At 33.0% G+C, this 18,909-nt stretch carries 19 protein-coding genes; 12 read left to right on the forward strand and 7 right to left on the reverse strand.

What is annotated here, in order from left to right; genetic code table 11:
* Positions 1-36: 36 nt before the first annotated feature.
* The 5 genes from GFJ94_RS05255 to accC all read left to right on the forward strand — a co-directional run bounded on the left by GFJ94_RS05255 (position 37) and on the right by accC (position 3,914).
* Positions 37-579 carry a DUF177 domain-containing protein gene (locus tag GFJ94_RS05255; protein ID WP_153200531.1) on the forward strand — a complete coding sequence of 181 codons (543 nt, stop codon included), beginning with the start codon at positions 37-39 and terminating at the stop codon, positions 577-579.
* A 9-nt stretch (positions 580-588) separates the two neighbouring features.
* On the forward strand, positions 589-783 hold the full coding sequence (rpmF, locus tag GFJ94_RS05260; RefSeq protein ID WP_008255033.1) for a 50S ribosomal protein L32: 195 nt from the start codon (positions 589-591) through the stop codon (positions 781-783).
* 164 nt (positions 784-947) lie between these two features.
* Positions 948-1,937 (forward strand): beta-ketoacyl-ACP synthase III, encoded by a 990-nt coding sequence (locus GFJ94_RS05265; RefSeq protein WP_153200532.1) that lies wholly within the window; start codon positions 948-950, stop codon positions 1,935-1,937.
* A 32-nt stretch (positions 1,938-1,969) separates the two neighbouring features.
* Positions 1,970-2,455 (forward strand): acetyl-CoA carboxylase biotin carboxyl carrier protein, encoded by a 486-nt coding sequence (accB, locus tag GFJ94_RS05270; RefSeq protein ID WP_153200533.1) that lies wholly within the window; start codon positions 1,970-1,972, stop codon positions 2,453-2,455.
* Positions 2,456-2,564: 109 nt separating this feature from the next.
* A complete protein-coding gene (accC, locus tag GFJ94_RS05275) occupies positions 2,565-3,914 on the forward strand; it encodes an acetyl-CoA carboxylase biotin carboxylase subunit (RefSeq protein WP_153200534.1) in 1,350 nt (449 codons plus the stop codon).
* Positions 3,915-3,951: 37 nt separating this feature from the next.
* On the opposite strand, the gene GFJ94_RS05280 is transcribed toward accC, so the two are convergent.
* The gene (locus GFJ94_RS05280; protein ID WP_153200535.1) at positions 3,952-4,467 is read right to left on the reverse strand and encodes a hypothetical protein; all 516 of its coding nucleotides are present in this window, start codon (positions 4,465-4,467) and stop codon (positions 3,952-3,954) included.
* A gap of 71 nt (positions 4,468-4,538) precedes the next feature.
* Positions 4,539-6,440, reverse strand: a complete 1,902-nt coding sequence (locus tag GFJ94_RS05285; protein ID WP_153200536.1) for a S9 family peptidase — start codon at positions 6,438-6,440, stop codon at positions 4,539-4,541.
* A gap of 85 nt (positions 6,441-6,525) precedes the next feature.
* Here GFJ94_RS05285 and GFJ94_RS05290 point away from each other — a divergent pair, with 85 nt between their 5' ends.
* Together GFJ94_RS05290 and GFJ94_RS05295 are read left to right on the forward strand one after the other, a co-directional pair.
* The gene (locus tag GFJ94_RS05290) at positions 6,526-7,788 is read left to right on the forward strand and encodes a dicarboxylate/amino acid:cation symporter (RefSeq protein WP_153200537.1); all 1,263 of its coding nucleotides are present in this window, start codon (positions 6,526-6,528) and stop codon (positions 7,786-7,788) included.
* 2 nt (positions 7,789-7,790) lie between these two features.
* A complete protein-coding gene (locus tag GFJ94_RS05295; RefSeq protein ID WP_153200538.1) occupies positions 7,791-8,474 on the forward strand; it encodes a DedA family protein in 684 nt (227 codons plus the stop codon).
* 9 nt (positions 8,475-8,483) lie between these two features.
* Here the strand turns inward: GFJ94_RS05295 and GFJ94_RS05300 are convergent, their stop codons facing one another.
* Positions 8,484-9,938 (reverse strand): TlpA disulfide reductase family protein, encoded by a 1,455-nt coding sequence (locus tag GFJ94_RS05300; protein ID WP_153200539.1) that lies wholly within the window; start codon positions 9,936-9,938, stop codon positions 8,484-8,486.
* 91 nt (positions 9,939-10,029) lie between these two features.
* Here GFJ94_RS05300 and GFJ94_RS05305 point away from each other — a divergent pair, with 91 nt between their 5' ends.
* The 5 genes from GFJ94_RS05305 (at position 10,030) to GFJ94_RS05325 (ending at position 14,051) form a co-directional block, all read left to right on the forward strand.
* Positions 10,030-11,142, forward strand: a complete 1,113-nt coding sequence (locus GFJ94_RS05305; protein ID WP_153200540.1) for an FAD-binding oxidoreductase — start codon at positions 10,030-10,032, stop codon at positions 11,140-11,142.
* Between the two features lie 61 nt (positions 11,143-11,203).
* Complete coding sequence (gene mtgA, locus GFJ94_RS05310) at positions 11,204-11,944, forward strand: monofunctional biosynthetic peptidoglycan transglycosylase (protein WP_153200541.1); 741 nt, start codon at positions 11,204-11,206, stop codon at positions 11,942-11,944.
* An 11-nt stretch (positions 11,945-11,955) separates the two neighbouring features.
* Positions 11,956-12,780: an SDR family NAD(P)-dependent oxidoreductase gene (locus GFJ94_RS05315; RefSeq protein ID WP_153200542.1), complete on the forward strand. Its 825-nt coding sequence runs from the start codon at positions 11,956-11,958 to the stop codon at positions 12,778-12,780.
* 42 nt (positions 12,781-12,822) lie between these two features.
* Entirely contained in the window at positions 12,823-13,143 is a 321-nt protein-coding gene (locus GFJ94_RS05320; RefSeq protein WP_153200543.1) for a hypothetical protein, read from the forward strand.
* Positions 13,144-13,250: 107 nt separating this feature from the next.
* Positions 13,251-14,051: a TIGR00266 family protein gene (locus tag GFJ94_RS05325; RefSeq protein ID WP_153200544.1), complete on the forward strand. Its 801-nt coding sequence runs from the start codon at positions 13,251-13,253 to the stop codon at positions 14,049-14,051.
* A 29-nt stretch (positions 14,052-14,080) separates the two neighbouring features.
* Here the strand turns inward: GFJ94_RS05325 and GFJ94_RS05330 are convergent, their stop codons facing one another.
* From GFJ94_RS05330 to GFJ94_RS05340, 4 genes are read right to left on the reverse strand one after another with little or no spacing between them, the layout of a single operon-like run.
* A complete protein-coding gene (locus GFJ94_RS05330) occupies positions 14,081-14,533 on the reverse strand; it encodes a 6-carboxytetrahydropterin synthase (RefSeq protein WP_153200545.1) in 453 nt (150 codons plus the stop codon).
* Positions 14,534-14,543: 10 nt separating this feature from the next.
* Positions 14,544-14,717 (reverse strand): hypothetical protein, encoded by a 174-nt coding sequence (locus GFJ94_RS12620; RefSeq protein ID WP_203228649.1) that lies wholly within the window; start codon positions 14,715-14,717, stop codon positions 14,544-14,546.
* The gene (locus tag GFJ94_RS05335; RefSeq protein WP_153200546.1) at positions 14,714-15,469 is read right to left on the reverse strand and encodes an enoyl-CoA hydratase/isomerase family protein; all 756 of its coding nucleotides are present in this window, start codon (positions 15,467-15,469) and stop codon (positions 14,714-14,716) included. The genes GFJ94_RS12620 and GFJ94_RS05335 overlap by 4 nt, the downstream gene beginning before the upstream one ends.
* A 2-nt stretch (positions 15,470-15,471) precedes the next feature.
* Positions 15,472-18,906, reverse strand: coding sequence for a T9SS type B sorting domain-containing protein (locus GFJ94_RS05340; protein WP_153200547.1), 3,435 nt, complete (start codon positions 18,904-18,906; stop codon positions 15,472-15,474).
* Positions 18,907-18,909: the final 3 nt, after the last annotated feature.

Below are 18,909 nucleotides of genomic sequence, written 5' to 3' on the forward strand. Positions count from 1 at the left end.
TCTTTGCACACCTTTTAAAAAGGTAAAACTGTTGTTATGAATGATTTAAAAGAATATTTAATACCATTCGTGGGATTAAAAACAGGGAAGCATCAGTTTGATTATCAAATGGATAATACGTTCTTTAAGAACTTTGATTATGACGAATTTAATGCCGTTTCGGTCAAAGTAGATATTGTTTTAGAGAAAAAAAGCACAATGCTTGAACTCGATTTTAAGCACAAAGGAACAGTAAATGTACCTTGCGATGTGTCTGGAGAAGAGTTCGATTTGCCAATTAAAGGAAAATTAAAACTTTTAGTTAAGTTTGGAGATGTCTTTAATGATGAGAATGAGGAGTTGCTCATTTTGCCTCATGGTGAATTTCAAGTAAATGTAGCACAATATATATACGAGTCTATTGTGTTGTCAGTTCCTTTACGAAGAGTACATCCAGGAGTTAAAGACGGTTCTTTAACGGATGTAATTGAAAAATTGGAATCGCTTTCTCCAAGAGAAAACAAAAAAAAAGAAGAACAACAAAATAATGATATTGACCCTAGATGGGAGAATTTAAAAAAACTATTAACGGATAAATAAAATAGAACAATGGCACATCCTAAGAGAAGACAGTCGTCTACAAGAAGAGATAAAAGAAGAACACATTACAAAGCGACAGTTGCTCAAATCGCAACATGTCCAATAACTGGTGAAGCACACTTATACCACAGAGCTTACTGGCATGAAGGTAAAATGTACTACAGAGGTCAAGTTGTAATTGATAAAAATGAAGCAGTAGCTTAATTGCATCAGAAAAAATAGAGAAAACTCTCACATTGTGAGGGTTTTTTTGTTAAGTACCCGTTCGTTTTAAATTAATAAAAACGAATAGGATTCGTTTGAAATTTTTTTTGTAATTTCCACCACTTTTTGAACTCTAAAAATTCAGAAGGAAAAATTAATCGAAGATGAATAAAATAACAGCAGCAATTACGGCAGTAGGTTCTTATGTTCCCGACTTTGTTCTGTCGAATCAAGTATTGGAAACATTAGTAGATACTAATGATGAATGGATTACCAGTCGTACCGGAATTAAGGAAAGAAGATTGTTAAAAGAAGAAGGGCAAGGCACTTCATTCATGGCAATTAAAGCCGCTCAAAACTTATTAGAGAAAGCTAATTTAGATCCTAAAGAGATTGATTTAGTGATTATGGCAACTGCTACACCAGATTTGCCTGTGGCTTCAACAGGAGTTTATGTGGCTACTCAAATTGGTGCTACAAATGCTTTTGCATATGATTTACAAGCAGCTTGTTCGAGTTTCCTATATGGAATGTCAACAGCAGCAGCTTATATCGCGTCTGGAAGATACAAAAAAGTTTTATTAATTGGTGCCGATAAAATGTCATCAATTATTGATTATACTGACAGAGCTACTTGTATCATCTTTGGAGATGGAGCTGGTGCAGTATTATTTGAACCTAATACTGAAGGATTAGGACTTCAAGATGAAATTTTAAAAAGTGACGGAATTGGCCGTGAATTTTTAAAAATTGAAAGTGGAGGATCTATTTTGCCTCCAAACGAGGACACTGTTAAGAACAAGCAACATTTTGTATATCAGGATGGAAAAACTGTTTTCAAATATGCAGTTTCTGGTATGGCAGATGTAAGTGAACAAATTATGCAACGTAATAATTTAAGTCAAGATGACGTAAATTGGTTAGTTGCTCATCAAGCAAATAGAAGAATTATTGATGCTACCGCCAATAGAATGGGAGTAGACGAATCTAAAGTTTTAATCAATATTCAAAAATATGGTAATACAACTTCTGCAACATTACCATTAGTTTTAGCTGATTTCGAACATAAATTCAAAAAAGGAGATAATATCATATTCGCCGCTTTTGGTGGTGGATTTACTTGGGGTTCAATTTATTTAAAATGGGCTTACTAAAAACAAAAACAAACTAAACTAAATCAAATATTATGGATATTAGAGAGATTCAAAACCTAATCAAATTTGTAGCTAAATCAGGTGCTACAGAAGTTAAATTAGAAATGGACGATTTTAAAATCACCATAAAAACAACTACTGAAGGTACAGAAAGTACTACAACTTACGTACAACAAATGCCAATGCAAGCTGCGCCTCAAATGGCTGCACCTCAAGTAGTAGCGGCTCCTGCGGTTACTGATGCTCCAGCAGCTCCAGCAGCTGATGATAGTGCAAAATATATTACAGTAAAATCACCAATCATTGGTACGTTCTATAGAAAACCAGCTCCAGACAAACCAATGTTTGTGGAAGTAGGTTCAACTATCGGAAAAGGAGATGTTCTTTGTGTGATTGAAGCAATGAAATTATTCAACGAAATCGAATCAGAAGTTTCAGGTAAAATCGTGAAAATTTTAGTAGATGATTCTTCTCCAGTTGAATTTGATCAACCTTTATTCTTAGTTGATCCATCTTAATAAAGTTAGAAGTTAGCCCTTCGACGTAGCTCAGGATGACAAGAAGGTAGAACATCTATCTTTATAATTGTCTAATTGACACATTGTCTAATTATCTAATTAAAAAAACATGTTTAAAAAAATATTAATTGCCAATAGAGGGGAAATTGCACTACGTGTAATTAGAACTTGTAGAGAAATGGGCATCAAAACCGTTGCAGTTTATTCTACAGCAGACGCAGATAGTTTGCACGTAAAATTTGCTGATGAAGCGGTTTGTATTGGACCACCTCCAAGTAATTTATCCTACTTAAAAATGTCAAACATTATAGCTGCTGCCGAAATTACAAATGCAGACGCTATTCACCCAGGATACGGATTCTTATCTGAAAATGCTAAGTTTTCTAAAATTTGTCAAGAACATGGAATCAAATTTATTGGAGCTTCTCCAGAAATGATTGACCGTATGGGAGACAAAGCATCAGCAAAATCAACTATGATTGAAGCAGGTGTGCCATGTGTACCAGGATCTGTAGGTATTTTAGATTCGTATGAAGAAGCCGAAAAATTAGCCGATGAATTTGGTTATCCAGTTATGCTTAAAGCAACTGCTGGTGGTGGTGGAAAAGGAATGCGTGCTGTTTGGAAAAAAGAAGATTTATTAAAAGCGTGGGAAGGTGCTCGTCAAGAGTCTGCAGCAGCATTTGGTAATGATGGCATGTACTTAGAAAAATTAATCGAAGAACCTCGCCATATCGAAATTCAAGTAGTTGGAGATTCGTATGGAAAAGCATGTCACCTTTCTGAAAGAGATTGTTCAGTTCAACGTCGTCATCAAAAATTGACAGAAGAAACGCCTTCTCCATTTATGACAGATGAATTACGTGAGAAAATGGGAACAGCAGCTGTTAAAGCGGCAGAATATATCAAATATGAAGGTGCTGGAACGGTTGAATTTTTAGTAGATAAGCACAGAAATTTCTACTTCATGGAAATGAATACTCGTATCCAAGTAGAACATCCAATTACTGAGCAAGTAGTTGATTATGATTTAATTCGTGAGCAAATTTTAGTTGCGGCTGGTGTGCCAATTTCAGGTAAAAACTATTTTCCGCAATTACACTCAATTGAATGTCGTATTAATGCAGAAGATCCTTACAACGACTTTCGCCCTTCGCCAGGTAAAATTACGGTTTTACACGCGCCAGGAGGTCATGGAGTTCGTTTAGATACTCACGTTTATGCTGGATATACAATTCCGCCAAATTATGATTCAATGATTGCTAAGTTGATTACAACAGCTCAAACTAGAGAAGAGGCTATCAATAAAATGAAGCGTGCTTTAGATGAGTTCGTAATTGAAGGAATCAAAACTACCATTCCATTCCACAGACAATTAATGGACGAACCCGATTATGTGGCCGGAAATTACACTACAAAATTCATGGAATCTTTTGTAATGAAAGACCCTCAAGAATAAAAACTAAAAAAGCGATTTCAATTTGAAATCGCTTTTTTTATCCTAAACTTTTAATTAATTCCTCAATTTCTATTTTCTGATTTTCATATTTCAATCGCAACGGATTGGCTTCTTTTTCAGAACGATTGTAATAAATCATCGCTTTTTCTGCAAAAAACTTTTGATGATGCACAGAAGCCTTCGGAATCAAAGGAAATTCTTGGTGAAACAACATTTCGTAATAGGCTTGCCATTCGCGTTCGTTTTTGTCTTGCATAGCAACTTCTGGTGCTTTTTGTTTTACGTGCATCATTTCATGTGCCAATAAATTCAACATCAAAACCAACGGAAATTCAAACGTGTTTTCTGGAATGCGTATGATTTGTTTACCTCCAATTTCACCTTCGGCAGTCATTAAAATAAAATCGGGTTTTGCGACTTCTCTAAATTCAAAACCTGCAAAATTGGGATGTTCTAATTTATATACTTTTAAAAGCCATAGCGCTGCCTCTTTCGTTAAGCCATGCTTATGAAAGGTTTTGATGGTGAGTTCTATGTTTTCGAAGGATATCATTTTCAAGGTCAAAAATCAAATTCAAGAACAAGAACAATTTGAAAATAGAACTTGCTCTTTCCCTTGAACTTTTAAAGCGTTTCTTTCAACCAACCAAAAAATTCTTTTTGCCAAACCAAAGCATTTTGAGGTTTTAATACCCAATGGTTTTCATCTGGGAACAATAAAAATTTACTTTTAATTCCTTTTAATTGTGCGGCTTGAAAAGCTTCTTGTCCTTGTCCAATGGGTACACGATAATCTTTTGCACCTTGAATAATTAAAATTGGGGTGTTCCAGTTGTTGATTAACTTAATTGGATTGAATTCGTTATACGTTTTTTGAGCAGTAGCATTATCTTTTTCCCAATAAGCGCCACCTGAATCCCAATTTGTAAAGAAAACTTCTTCTGTAGTTCCATACATACTTTCTGTATTGAAAATTCCAGCATGAGCAATAAATGTTTTGAAACGATTTTTGTGAATTCCGGCTAAATAAAAAACAGAATATCCACCATAACTCGCTCCAACGGCTCCCAAACGTGTTTTGTCTACGTACGATTCTTTAGCCACATCATCAATAGCCGCTAAATAATCATCCATTACTTGTCCGCCCCAATCACCTGAAATTTGTTCGTTCCAAGCTGTTCCGTGTCCTGGCATTCCTCTTCGGTTTGGCGCTACAATTACATAACCTTGCGAAGCCATTAATTGGAAATTCCATCGGAAAGAATACGATTGTGTTAGTGCACTTTGTGGTCCGCCTTGGCAGTATAAAAGCGTTGGGTATTTTTTTGTTTTATCGAAATTTGGAGGTAAAATTACCCAAACCAACATCTTTTTACCATCGGTAGTTGTAACCCATCGTTTTTCTGTTTTGCAAGAATTAATTTTAGCGTATGCTTCATTATTTACTTTCGTAATTTGTTTCCAAGTTTTCTTCGCTAAATCATACGAATATACTTCTGGCGCATGGTTCATATCGTTTCGAGTTACTAAAACCGAAGTTCCCGAAAAACCAATAATTCCGTTTACGTCAAAATCACCATCGGTTAATTGTGTTACTCTAACAGCAATTTTAGTTAGTCCAGGAAAATTAACTTCAAAAAGTTGTTTAGTACCTTTTGTTGCCGCAATGAAATATACTTTTTTTCCATCGTTACTCCAAGTAAAACTATCTACTGTTCCATCCCATCCTAAAGTTAAATTAATGTCTAATCCTTTATGGCGAACAATAATATTATTTTTATCGGCTTCATAGCCATCGCGTTTCATTTGTAACCAAGTTAAATCGCCTTTAGGTGAAAATTGAGGAGCAATATCATAACCCAAATTACTCTCGGTAAGGTTTTTGGTAGTTTTTGTAGTTAAATCGTACTCGTATAAATCAGTATTGGTGCTCGTTGCGTATGCAGTTCCTACTTTCTTTTTACAAACATATATGATTTTTGTTCCGTCTGGAGACCAAATAAAATCTTCATCACCACCAAAAGGTTTTTGAGGTGCATCAAACGGTTCGTTTGGCATAATATCAATTCCAACAGCATCTTTTTTGTTTTCCGAATAGAAAACATGGTTGTGCGTTCCGTCGTTCCAAGTGTCCCAATGACGGTAATCTAAACCCGTATAAACTTGAGCGGTAGTTTTTGATAATTCTGTGTAAAGGTCTTTTCCTAATAACTTTTCTACTTTTACTTCTTGAGAAGATAATAAATGCTTTCCATCAGGAGAAACGTTTTTATCTGCTAATAATGATTTATAATCTTCCACCAAAGTAGCAGTTCCTCCCTGAACAGGAATAGTATAATATTTCGAATTGATTTTGTTTTCTTCCACAGAAGGCGTCCCCACTTTGAAAACCAATAGTTTTCCATCTTTTGAAATTCCTAAAGGAGTTACTCTTCCTAATTGCCATAAGGTTTCGGGAGTAAAGTTTTGTTGTGCTAATGTACTCATACTTATAATACTGAAAATGAGAAAAATGTAATTTTTCATGTCTGTTATTTTTAAAACCATGCTAAATGTAGTAATTTTTTAAAAAAATATGCCTATTTTCACAATCTTAAAAATTAAGTAAATAATGAAAAAACTAGCATTACATTGGCAAATTTTACTCGGAATGGTATTTGGGGTTTTATTTGCGTTTTTATTAATTCAATTTGAATGGGGAAAAGATGTAATTGTAGATTGGGTAAAACCATTTGGAACCATTTTTATTAATTTATTAAAATTAATTGCTGTTCCGTTGATTTTAGCATCATTAATTAAAGGAATTTCCGACTTAAAAGATATTTCAAAACTCTCAAAAATGGGAGGAAGAACTATTGGAATGTATGTTTTAACTACTATTTTAGCTGTTTCTATCGGATTAGTAATTGTAAATCTTATCAAGCCAGGAAGTTATATTTCAGAACAAACAAGAACAGAATTAGTTGCTAATTATACTTTAGACGCAAGTACTAAAATTGAAGCTGCTTCTAAGCAAAAAGAGGTTGGGCCTTTACAATCTTTAATTGATATAGTTCCCGATAATATTATTAAAGCTTCTGGCGATAATGGAAACATGTTGCAAGTTATTTTCTTTGCGGTAATTTTTGGAATTGCTATGATTTTAATTCCGGAAGAAAATTCGAAACCAGTTAAAGATTTTTTTGATAGTTTTAATGAAGTGATTTTAAAAATGATTGATTTAATCATGTTGTTTTCTCCGTTTGGGGTTTTTGCTTTATTAGCTGCAATTGTAGCCGAATCACCGAGTTTAGATTTATTCAAAGCATTAGGAATGTATGGTTTAACCGTCTTGATAGGATTGGCTATTATGATTTTAGTCTATTTACTAATAGTAAAAGTTCTAACAAAAAAGAGTTCTAAATTTTTCTTTAACGGAATTGCACCAGCTCAATTATTGGCCTTTTCTACAAGTTCTTCTGCAGCAACATTACCGGTTACTATGGAGCGAGTTGTAGATAATTTGGGAGTGGATGACGAAGTAGCAAGTTTTGTATTGCCAATTGGAGCCACAATTAACATGGATGGCACAAGTTTATACCAAGCAGTTGCATCAGTTTTTATTGCACAAGCGTTTGGTATGGATTTAACTTTAGGGGTGCAATTAGGAATTATTGTTACTGCTACTTTAGCGTCTATAGGAAGTGCTGCTGTTCCTGGAGCAGGAATGGTTATGTTAGTTATTGTGTTAGCTCAGGCTGGAATTCCTGAAGCTGGATTAGCTCTAATATTTGCAATTGATAGACCTTTAGATATGTGTAGAACTACTGTAAATGTTACAGGAGATGCCGCTGTATCTATGGTTGTAGCAAAATCGGTAAATAAATTAGCATAGATATGAACGATTTCCATTGGACCCAATTATTTAATCCCGAATTTTATATTACAATGGAAATCGGTGGAATTCCTGTTGGAATTTACATGGTCTTATTTATTGTTTTTGCAGAAACAGGTTTGTTTGCTGGATTTTTTTTGCCCGGTGATAGTTTACTTTTTCTATCAGGAATTTACAGTCGGGAGTTAGTTGAAACGTTTTTCATGATTCCAAGTGATTTGTCAAACGTAACTATTTTAGCCTTATTAATTGCTACAGCAGCAACCTTGGGTAATGTTTTTGGCTATTGGTTTGGTTCAAGAAGCGGACAGTTTTTGTATAACAAAGAAGATAGTTTTTTCTTTAAGAAAAAATACTTGTATGAATCGCAAGCTTTTTTTGAAAAACATGGTGGTAAAGCCATAATTTTTGCTCGTTTTTTACCTATTGTAAGAACATTCGTCCCTATTATTGCAGGAATTGTACATATGCCAAAAAGTAAATTCATGTTTTACAATGTGTTGAGTTCTCTATTATGGTCGTTTTTATTAATTTTTGCCGGACATTATTTGTACGGTTTATTTAATGAAGAATTTGGCATTGATTTAAAGAAACATATTGAAACTATAATTTTAATTTTAATTGCTGTGACCTCGTTTCCATTGATTATGAAAGCAATTAAAGCGAGAAAAAAGCCTAACGATTAATTATATTAATTATTTACTTAGTAGTAAGGAATTAAACTCTTGCTTTATTTTTTCAGAATCAGGTGAAGCTGCTTTTGGATTTGATATTTCTCCATTGGAATTAATTAACACATATCTCGGAATAAAATCAATTGCCAGTTTTTTTAAGTATTCTGAAGTTTTTGGGTTTATGATGAAATAACTATTCTCTGTTATTTTTTCATATTGATTTGCTTTTTTCCATGCTTCAAAATTTGAATCTGTTGATAAATATAAAAATAGCACATTAGTATATTCAGCATGTAATTTTCTCGAACTTGGTAAAGCAGCTCTACAAGGTGCACACCAGCTGGCCCAAAAATCTATATAAATTATTTTGCCTTTATTAGCTTCAATAATGGCTGATAAGGTAGTTGCTTTTTTGTTTTCATCATATAAAATGACTTCAGAAGTATTTTGTTTTAAAGCTTCAATATCTACTAAAAATGCATTTTCAAAACCTTCTATTAATTTCGTATCATTTGAATATTTTTTAAAGATTGCAATGTAAGTAGATAGCTTTTGTGGTTCAGATTTTGCTATTCTATTTAAATAGACATACAATAAATATTCTTTCGCTTTAGCAGAAAACAAGTCTGATTGTTTAATTTGAAGAAAGCTGTCTTCATGATCTTCATATTGCATGCTAATATCTTTGGTTTTTGTTTTGTTATTAGCAGTTTTTAGTTCAACATCTTTAAGTTTTTTTTCGTATTTCTTGATTTTAAATTCCTTTTTTACATAGGATTCTAAGAAAAAACGATATGGTTTTAACCAAATCATATCAGGTTTGTTCAAGTCTTTTTTGTATTCATCGAAGTTAGTGTCAGTATCGGTATTTAAAACGTAAAATGTTGTAGAATTAACTTGACATTCATATGTTTCTTTCGAAATTTCACCCGTTTGCAAAAGTAAATCTAGTTTTTCTTTGAAGTTTTTAAGAAAGTTATCAAGTTCAATTTTATATTCCTTTTCTTCTTTTGAATTTCTACTTCTTTTGTTGTTTTGAAAAAAGACATAATTATCAATCGGAAAACTAAGATTTAGTTGCTTTTCTAAATTCAAATCATACGGTTTTACTTCACGGTTTACTATTTTGAAATTAGGATAACCATTCTCATAATCAATTTCAACTATGTCATTGGTATATAAAATAACTCGTGAACTTTTGTTCAATTCTTTCCAATTGTGGATTAAAAAAATCTTGTCCGATTCAATATTCAATTCTATTGTATCGTTTTTCTCTTTATTATTTGGCGATAGGTAAGTTTCCTTGTAAGAATTAAATTCAGAATAATTAATTAACGAATTCATTCTTTTAAATCCGGATGTTTCTTCAAAATGATAATTACTTTTTTTAAAAATTAGCGTAATTTTTTTAGTCACATTTTGTGCTGAAAAAAGTTGGGTAACAAACAATGTTGTTAAAAGTAAATAAATTCTCATTTTTCGATTTTAAATATCATAACGCAAATAACGAGATTTAATGTATAACTAAAAACAAATTACTACATTTACTTTTTGAAATTCTAGCAATATGCAACTCAGTTATTGGGAAATAAAAAATTGGTTTTCAAACGTAGATTTTACTATCGTAGGTAGTGGAATTGTAGGTTTGCATACAGCATTAGCTTTGCGTGAACGATTTCCAACGGCTAAAATTTTAGTTCTCGAAAAAGGCATTTTGCCACAAGGAGCGAGTACAAAAAATGCAGGTTTTGCTTGTTTTGGAAGTATTTCCGAAATTATCGATGATTTAAAAACCCATACCGAAGAAGAAGTTATTCAACTGATTCAAAAACGATATGCGGGTTTACAATTGCTTCGAAAAAACCTCGGAGATGCTGTAATTGATTTGAAACCTTATGGTGGTTATGAATTATTTTTGAAAGAAGACGAATCGTTTTATAATGAGTGCATTCAAAAAATTCCATTCATCAACGATATCATTAAACCACTTTTTAAAACCGATGTCTTTTCGAAAGAAGTAGATCGTTTTAATTTTGGTGGCATATTTGAAAATTTGATTTTCAATCCTTTTGAAGCACAAATCGATACCGGAAATATGATGCAAGCTTTGTTGAAAAAAGCACATCAAAACGACATCCTGATTTTAAACAGTCAAATCGTAACTAGTTTTCAAGAAGTAAACGATGGTGTTGAGGTTGAAACCAACGGAATTACATTCAAAACCAATAAATTATTATTCACTACAAATGGTTTTGCATCACAACTCACAAATAATCAAGTAAAACCTGCAAGAGCGCAAGTTTTGATTACAAAACCAATTCCGAATTTAGATATTAAAGGCACTTTTCATTTAGACAAAGGCTATTTTTATTTTAGAAATATAAACGATAGAATTCTCTTTGGTGGCGGAAGAAATTTAGATTTCGAAGGGGAAACAACCACTTCTCACGACACCACAGAATTGATTCAAAATCGTTTGGAAGAGTTGTTAAAAACAGTAATTTTGCCACATCAAACGTTCGAAATTGAGCACAGATGGAGCGGTACTATGGGCGTGGGAACACATAAAAAACCTATTGTAGAACAACTTTCAAATAATGTTTATTGCGGTGTGAGAATGGGCGGAATGGGCGTTGCCATAGGCAGTTTAGTTGGACAAGAATTAGCAGATTTGATATAAATTGTTTCAGATTTTAACTTGAAACTTTAAACCTGAAACTAAAAAAGCAAAGCTTTTATATATGGCAAAAAAAACTACTCCAAGTAAAAAGACTTCAGCAAAAAAACCTGCAAAAAAAAGAACCACAGGTCAAAAGATATTTCGTTTCTTTTGGTTACTTTTTTTATGGTTTAATATTATCAGTTTTTCGGTTGTTTTGTTATTCAAGTTTGTTCCAGTTCCGTTTACACCATTAATGGGAATTCGTGCTATGGAACATAAAAAAGAGAATAGGGAAATGACTTGTAGCCACGAATGGGTGCCAATAGAAGAAATTTCATTAAATCTTCAAAAAGCTGTAATTGCTAGTGAAGACGGACGTTTTTTAGAACATTGGGGTTTTGATTTTGAAGCTATGCAAAAAGCATACAAAAATAATTCTAAAGGAAAAAGACTCAAAGGCGGAAGCACCATTTCGCAGCAAACAGCAAAAAATGTTTTCTTGTGGCAAGGTAGAAGTTATCTTCGAAAAGGTTTAGAAGCGTATTATACCGTTTTAATTGAACTAATTTGGGGTAAAAAACGTATCATGGAAGTCTATTTGAATAGTATTGAAATGGGTGATGGCGTATACGGAGCAGAAGCCGCAGCCAAACATTGGTATCGAAAAGATGCTTCTAGTTTAACGCGTTATGAAGCTGCGGGAATTGCGGCAATATTACCTAATCCAAGAAAATATAAAGCCTCGAATTCTTCTTCCTACATCAATCGTAGAAAGGGAAGAATTAGTAAAGAAATTGGTTTTGTAAAATTAGATTATTAAAAATAAATATCTTGAAAAAAACACTAGTAATCACAGGCGCTTCAAGCGGAATTGGTAAAGAAACAACGTTATATTTTGCAAAAAATAATTGGATAGTTATTGCTACGATGATTTCTATTGATTTGGCCGAAGATTTAGCAACAACTCCAAATGTGTTTTGCTATGAGCTCGATGTGACTTCTTCTGAGAGTATTACAAAAGCAAAAAGTGAAATTTTAAACGAACACAAAACCATTGATGTTGTTTTAAATAATGCAGGCTTAGGCTATAGAAGTTTTGTAGAATTGTCTGAAGATAGCAAAATAGACAACATCGTTAATGTTAATTGGTTGGGAGCTGTTAAAGTTTGTAGAGCTTTTATACCCGTTTTTAGAGAACAGAATTTTGGTCAGTTTATCACTATTTCTTCGATTGCGGGTTTGGTTAACTTGCCATTGGGTAGTTTTTATCATTCCACAAAGCAAGCGGTTGAAAGTTTTTCGGAATGTATGGCGTATGAGCTTTTAGATTTTAATATTAGTGTTAGTACGGTTCAATTTGGAAATGCACCTACTTCTTTTCAATCAAATGTTACTAAATGTAACGCTACTGAAATTGATTCCTACAATAAATTAATGGATAAAGTTACTGCGATTTTACACAAAAAAACAAAGAAAAACACCAATCTAACTCCAATAATTACTAAAACTTTATTCAATATTGCTGAAAATCCAAAGAAAAATTTCAAGCGATATACCATTGGGTTTGATGCTAATTTTATGAGTTTTATTAGACGTTTATTAGGATATAAATTATTTAATTCGTTAATTCGGAAATCGGTTTTAGGACATTTTTAATTTTTAAATCAACAAGTAATTAATAATTTAAAACGTAATACTATGAAATTAGCTATTTTAGCTTTAAGCTTTGTAATGTTAACCTCTTTTGGAACAAGTGAAAAAATTAGTTCAAATAAAAGGTCAAATACTGAAGTAGTTTTTGGCGAAAGTTTCTCACTTATTAACGACTCTAAAGAGAAAATTTCAATTCATACCGGAACAGGGTTTGTTTCTTTAAATAAAGGTTCGAAAACAAGTATTGGTTGTAATGTGGGTAAAGAAGTTCGTTGGGCAAACGAAGGAAAAAAAGGAGATGTAATCTTTAAAATTACAGCCGATATGTGTGGAAAAACCTTAAAATTATCCGAGTTGATGAAATAAGACATTTCTGATTATAAGTTAAAACCGAAAGCATACTTGTTTTCGGTTTTTTATTTTTACAGTAACATTTTAAATGTGATGTCGACTAATTAATAAAACTAAAAATTATGAGAGCACACGAAATTGATTACCATATTTATGGTGAAGAAATGCAATATGTTGAAATCGAATTAGATCCGCAAGAAGTAGTGGTCGCCGAAGCCGGAAGTTTTATGATGATGGAAAACGGCATCAAAATGGAAACTATTTTTGGCGATGGTAGTCAAGATCAACAACAAGGAATTTTTGGAAAGTTGTTATCGGCGGGTAAGCGCGTTTTAACTGGTGAGAGTTTATTTATGACAGCTTATCAAAACCAAGATTTTGGAAAACGAAAAGTATCGTTTGCATCACCTTATCCTGGTAAAATTGTTCCAATAGATTTACAACAATTAGGAGGAAAATTTATTTGTCAAAAAGATTCATTTTTATGCGCAGCAAAAGGCGTTTCGGTTGGAATTGAATTTACCAAAAAAATCGGAACGGGTTTATTTGGTGGAGAAGGTTTTATTATGCAAAAAGTAGAAGGTGACGGAATGGCATTTGTGCATTCAGGCGGAACTTTGGCAAAAAAAGAATTACAATTAGGAGAATTACTTCGAGTAGATACAGGGTGTTTAGTAGGGTTTACCAAAGATGTAGATTACGATATTGAATTTGTAGGCGGAATTAAAAATACCATTTTTGGAGGAGAAGGTGTGTTCTTTGCAACACTTCGTGGTCCTGGAACAGTATATGTTCAATCATTACCATTCAGTAGATTAGCGGGTAGAATTTACGCAAGCGCACCACAAAATGGAGGAAGTAGAGAAGAAGGAAGTTTATTAGGTGGCTTAGGAAGAATACTAGATGGTGATAATCGTTTTTAATAAAAAAAGAACTCACTCGAGTTCTTTTTTTATTCATTATCAATAGCAAACCATTCTGCAAAAGATGTTTCGGTTTCTTGTAAACGTAGCGAGTGTAATTTTATGTTTTCTGGTAAAAGATTCTTTATTTTATTTGAAAAATCAATAACCATATTTTCGCTAGTAGGTTGATAATCTACTAAAATAACATCGTGTCCTCTCGATTTAAGTTCATGAGCTAATTCAATGTGAGGTGTATTTTTGTTAAAAACGGTAGCATGATCAAAAACATCTACAATTTGTTCTTTTACAATTTTTTTCAAATCACCAAAGTCAATCACCATTCCATATTTTACATTGGAATTATCTTTTATTGGTTTACCAATCACGGTTACAGATAATTTATAGCTATGTCCGTGCACATTTTTACACTTTCCATCATAACCATACAAAGCATGACCAGTTTCAAAGTTAAATTGTTTCGTAATTCTTATGTTTGACATGGTTTTTAATTTATTTAATTTCTTTCTTTTTAGCTCTATAATATAGGAGATATGCAATTCCAGCTAATATAATGAATGGTACAAATGACCCTATTAATACACCAATTTGATATTGACTATCTGGAGCCTCTTTTAATTTTTGTTCAACGTTAACTTGTTGAAGGAAAATGATTAAACTTCTCATTTTTTAAATTTTTCTAATGCATTTTTTGTAAAATCAGATAATACTAATTTGCCAGAAATAGCCGCTCTTTCGTAAAGTAAACTGTCCCAATGATCTGTGCCTTCCCAAAGCACTTTTTTCATGTCTGCTAATGCTTCTTTGTTGTATTGAGATAATTCTGTGGTGTAACTTTCTAATCGTAGATCTAAGTCTTCTACTGAGTCAAAAACTTCTGTGAATAGTCCTTTTTCTTTTGCCCAATTTGCCGATTTCCACAATGTTGGAGTTAATGTCATTTCGGCTAATGCTGTTTTTCCTATTTTTCTACTTACGGCTGGTTCTATAACGAAAGGACCAATTCCAATTGCAATTTCAGATAATTTGATATCGCTTTTTTGGGTTGCAAAAGTATAATCACAGGCAGAAGCTAATCCAACGCCACCACCCACGGCCTTTCCATGAATTCTTCCGATGATTAATTTAGAGCATTTTCGCATTGCATTAATCACATTGGCAAACCCAGAAAAGAATTTACTTCCTTCTTTGTAATTTGAGATAGCTACTAATTCATCAAAAGATGCACCAGCACAAAAAGCTCCAGTTCCTTCACTTTGAAGTACAACAATGGTTACGTTTTCATTTTTACTTAACGCTTCTAATTCATCAGTTAATTTTTGTAGTAATGAACTTGGGAATGAGTTGCTAGCTGGATGAGAAAAAGTTACTTTGGCAATTTTATTTACTATTTCTGTTTTAATTGAACCTAATTCCATTTTTATCTTTTTAAACTGAAATGTGATTTAAATTCTTTCTTTTGGTTGTTTTCCAAGTATTCTACTTTAAACCAATAATCGGTTGATGGTAATGGGTTTCCATTATAAGTTCCATCCCAGCCTTCGCTATAAGGGCTTATCTGTTTTAGTAATTTACCATATCTATCGTAAATATTAATTACACCTTCATAAGTTGCAGGTAAGTAAATATTCCAAGTATCATTATAACCATCTTGATTTGGAGTAAAATAATTGTTGTATGTTATCGTTTGGATAATTTCAGTTATTTTCATTCCGCATCCTTGAATATCTCTCACAAAAATTGAATAATTTCCGTTTGGTAAATCTGTAAAAATAGGACTTGATTGCCAGTCAATAGCATCTAAACTATATTCATAAACACCAAAACCTCCTACAACCGTAACTTCAATTGTAGCTAAACCAATAGAGAATGCTGGTGTAATTAATGTTGCAAACGCATCTTCAGGCTCAGATGAAAAAGTAGCAGTTATACTATCAGTTTCTGTACAACCCGTAATGTTATTTGTAACAACTACACTGTAGGTTCCAGCACCAGTTATATCAAATAAAGGCGAGTTACCATTAGGATTTGCTGGTGTCCATGAGTAGGAATAATTTCCGGGCACAGTTGGTGTAGCATCAACAATTTGCGAACCTATTCCTGTAATTGGATCTAAGCATAACGTAAAATTAACACCTAAATCTATTATAGGTAAAGGGTTTACAGTTAATTGTAAAAACGGGCCAAGACCTACACAATCGTTATTTAAATTACTGTCAATTCTTACCCAAACGATTTGATCAAATGCAGTGATGTTTCTATAATTTGTAATGTTTGGAATTGCATTTATTTCTTGTAAGGCATCGCTTTCTGTTTCGTAATATGTAACAGTATAAGATTGACCTGCTGGGAAAGGAGATGTAATAACGGAATCAATTGAACTTAAATTGAAATAATCAAAACCATCAGCATTTGGATCTGAAGCATCAATATAATCATCACATGCTGGCAAAACATAAGGATTAGGAAGATTAATTACGGTTGTAGATACAACTAAATTAACCTCACTTGTTCTAGCACAGCCATTTTCATTAACTATTCGAGCCCAAACTCTTCCATTATTTGCTGAAATGTATTCAGTTGGGTTAGTTATTGGAGCTGTTCCGCTAATTGCATTTGGTAAACTCGTGTGGTATGTAAATACTAAATTTGGTTGTGAAGAAATTCTACCATTCGCTTCAGTTAAATTAAAAGATGTAATGGCATCTGTATCTGTGTCGCATTGTTTTAAAATAATGGGAGAAGCAATAACTGGCAAAGGATTTACAACTAAGTTAAAAGAGGTAGTATTATAACAATTTGTTGTAGTATTTCTTAATCTTACATAAATAGTTCTGCTAGCTGTGTAAATTGATGTGATTGAGTTTGTGCCTGCTATAGCTTCGCTCTCCAAATCATGATAAGTTACTACAACACCTGTTTGACCATTTAAAATATCATTTGTTTTAGAAGTAAGGTTAAAAGTAACAATTCCATTTGTATCGCTTCCATCTGCATCATTATCACAAAGAGGAAAATCGGTTATAGGAATTATTGTTGGGGTTATGTTATTCGTTACAACTATACTTGCAGAAATTTCTGCGCATGCATCTTCCGCATGTATTGTGTAAGTATAGGTTCCGCTATTGTCTACAGCAGGATTAAAAATTCCTGTTCCAGAAGTTAAAGCTGGTGACCATGTTCCGTTTAGTGTTACACCAGTTCCTAACAAATTAAATAGATCAAAACTTGGAGCATCGTTACAAATGGTAATTGTATTGTTGTTTCCAGCAAAATTTGCTTGTTGTATAGTTACGTCGATGTCTACATCTACTAATTCGCAATCACCCGTATATTTGTAATTATAAATTCCTGCCGTATCAATATTTGGGTCAAAGATATCTGTGCCACTTGCTAAAGCAGGTAACCAAGTTCCACCAGGTTCTGGATTTCCGTCAATTAAATCAAGTAAACTGATAGGTCCGCTATTTGAGCATATTGTTGTTTCTGTATCTCTTGGCTCACTTCCAAATCCTGAATAATATCCGCTAAATCCTGCATTAAAATTAAAACCAAAAACACCTACAGCTAATGGCCCTGTTGATTGAATTACAGCATTACCAACAACTCCTCGTATAGTATATGTTACCCATTGTGGGTTTCCTATTACAGGTTCTGCCATTTCTGTTGTTGGTATCCCATTTATTGTTAACGTTGCAGAAGCATACGTTAATGCAATTATTTCACTAGAAAACGGATAGTTTCCTATTGAATCAACATCAGGAATTAAATCAACTGTTTTTTGAAAAAAACAACTTAAAGGAGGAATGAAATTTAAACCAGAAGTTGCATCACTAATATCACCTGCTAATATTTGATATAAATATATAGGTTTGTTACTAGTAATATACATGTTTTGGTTTGCGATACCTTGATAAAATGAAGTAGGTACTAGATGATATTCTCCTTCATTTAAAGTTACAAGTGGTGTTGCACTTCCATTAATGAATATTTGTGTATTATTCTCTGTTGCAATAACTAATGGTTTTTCTGTTAAATCACTTCCGTTTCCTTTAACTACAATATATTCTGTTCCAACTTGCTCAATCGGAACTATTTGGTCTAAATTAAAATCTTGACCCTGGTTTTGATCACCCATTCCAGCTAAAGCATTTCCAGTGCTAACAGCTATTGGCTTGTCAGATGTAATTAGCGCGCCTACAAATCCATTTAGATTGGCATTGACATCAGTATAACCAGATAATATTACAGATTCTCCAGCATTTAAATTGTAGGATAAGTTGTCTAAAGTTATATTTCCAGTTCCTGATACGAACTCTACATTTGTATTGTAGTCAGAAATATTTACAATTGTATTGTCTTCAGTAGCCATAAAACTAGTTACAAAATTTCTGGTACTTCCTATAAAATCTTGTGGCAGACTACCAGCTCTAAAACTGTTTCCTATACCAGCTCTACCTTTAGAAACCAATGTTTCGGCATGGTTTTCTGATCTAACTCTAAAACTTACATAAAAATCACCTGTTCCTTCTAAAATCAAACCTTTACGTGATCTAACATTGCCAACATCAGCTAACGAGGAAAACATAGTTGTTCCTTGGCCATTACCAATCAAAATACGAACTGGATTTCCTTGAGAAATTGTAAATGGAGATCCAGTTATAGGAGTACCTTCACCATTTGTAATATTTACTTGAAATGGAGTTGCTTCTGGGGTTGAAAGATAAATATAATGCTCAGCTACTACACCGCCATCTCTAGCATGTAATGGTGGTAACCAATGTTTATTACTGAGTTGCGAGAAACTTATATTTGAAATGATTATAAAAAGTAAAACTGAAATTTTTTCTAACATATA

Source organism: Flavobacterium sp. LMO8 (assembly GCF_009495755.1).
In the GTDB taxonomy this organism is placed as follows: domain Bacteria; phylum Bacteroidota; class Bacteroidia; order Flavobacteriales; family Flavobacteriaceae; genus Flavobacterium.

Coding starts and splice junctions, on each gene's coding strand:
- GFJ94_RS05320 (WP_153200543.1), top strand. CDS start 12,823: ATGAAATTAGCTATTTTAGCTTTAAGCTTTGTAATGTTAACCTCTTTT.
- GFJ94_RS05280 (WP_153200535.1), bottom strand. CDS start 4,467: ATGATATCCTTCGAAAACATAGAACTCACCATCAAAACCTTTCATAAG.
- GFJ94_RS05285 (WP_153200536.1), bottom strand. CDS start 6,440: ATGAAAAATTACATTTTTCTCATTTTCAGTATTATAAGTATGAGTACA.
- GFJ94_RS05305 (WP_153200540.1), top strand. CDS start 10,030: ATGCAACTCAGTTATTGGGAAATAAAAAATTGGTTTTCAAACGTAGAT.
- rpmF (WP_008255033.1), top strand. CDS start 589: ATGGCACATCCTAAGAGAAGACAGTCGTCTACAAGAAGAGATAAAAGA.
- GFJ94_RS05330 (WP_153200545.1), bottom strand. CDS start 14,533: ATGTCAAACATAAGAATTACGAAACAATTTAACTTTGAAACTGGTCAT.
- accC (WP_153200534.1), top strand. CDS start 2,565: ATGTTTAAAAAAATATTAATTGCCAATAGAGGGGAAATTGCACTACGT.
- GFJ94_RS05340 (WP_153200547.1), bottom strand. CDS start 18,906: ATGTTAGAAAAAATTTCAGTTTTACTTTTTATAATCATTTCAAATATA.
- GFJ94_RS05335 (WP_153200546.1), bottom strand. CDS start 15,469: ATGGAATTAGGTTCAATTAAAACAGAAATAGTAAATAAAATTGCCAAA.
- mtgA (WP_153200541.1), top strand. CDS start 11,204: ATGGCAAAAAAAACTACTCCAAGTAAAAAGACTTCAGCAAAAAAACCT.
- GFJ94_RS05295 (WP_153200538.1), top strand. CDS start 7,791: ATGAACGATTTCCATTGGACCCAATTATTTAATCCCGAATTTTATATT.
- GFJ94_RS05290 (WP_153200537.1), top strand. CDS start 6,526: ATGAAAAAACTAGCATTACATTGGCAAATTTTACTCGGAATGGTATTT.
- accB (WP_153200533.1), top strand. CDS start 1,970: ATGGATATTAGAGAGATTCAAAACCTAATCAAATTTGTAGCTAAATCA.
- GFJ94_RS12620 (WP_203228649.1), bottom strand. CDS start 14,717: ATGAGAAGTTTAATCATTTTCCTTCAACAAGTTAACGTTGAACAAAAA.
- GFJ94_RS05255 (WP_153200531.1), top strand. CDS start 37: ATGAATGATTTAAAAGAATATTTAATACCATTCGTGGGATTAAAAACA.
- GFJ94_RS05325 (WP_153200544.1), top strand. CDS start 13,251: ATGAGAGCACACGAAATTGATTACCATATTTATGGTGAAGAAATGCAA.
- GFJ94_RS05265 (WP_153200532.1), top strand. CDS start 948: ATGAATAAAATAACAGCAGCAATTACGGCAGTAGGTTCTTATGTTCCC.
- GFJ94_RS05300 (WP_153200539.1), bottom strand. CDS start 9,938: ATGAGAATTTATTTACTTTTAACAACATTGTTTGTTACCCAACTTTTT.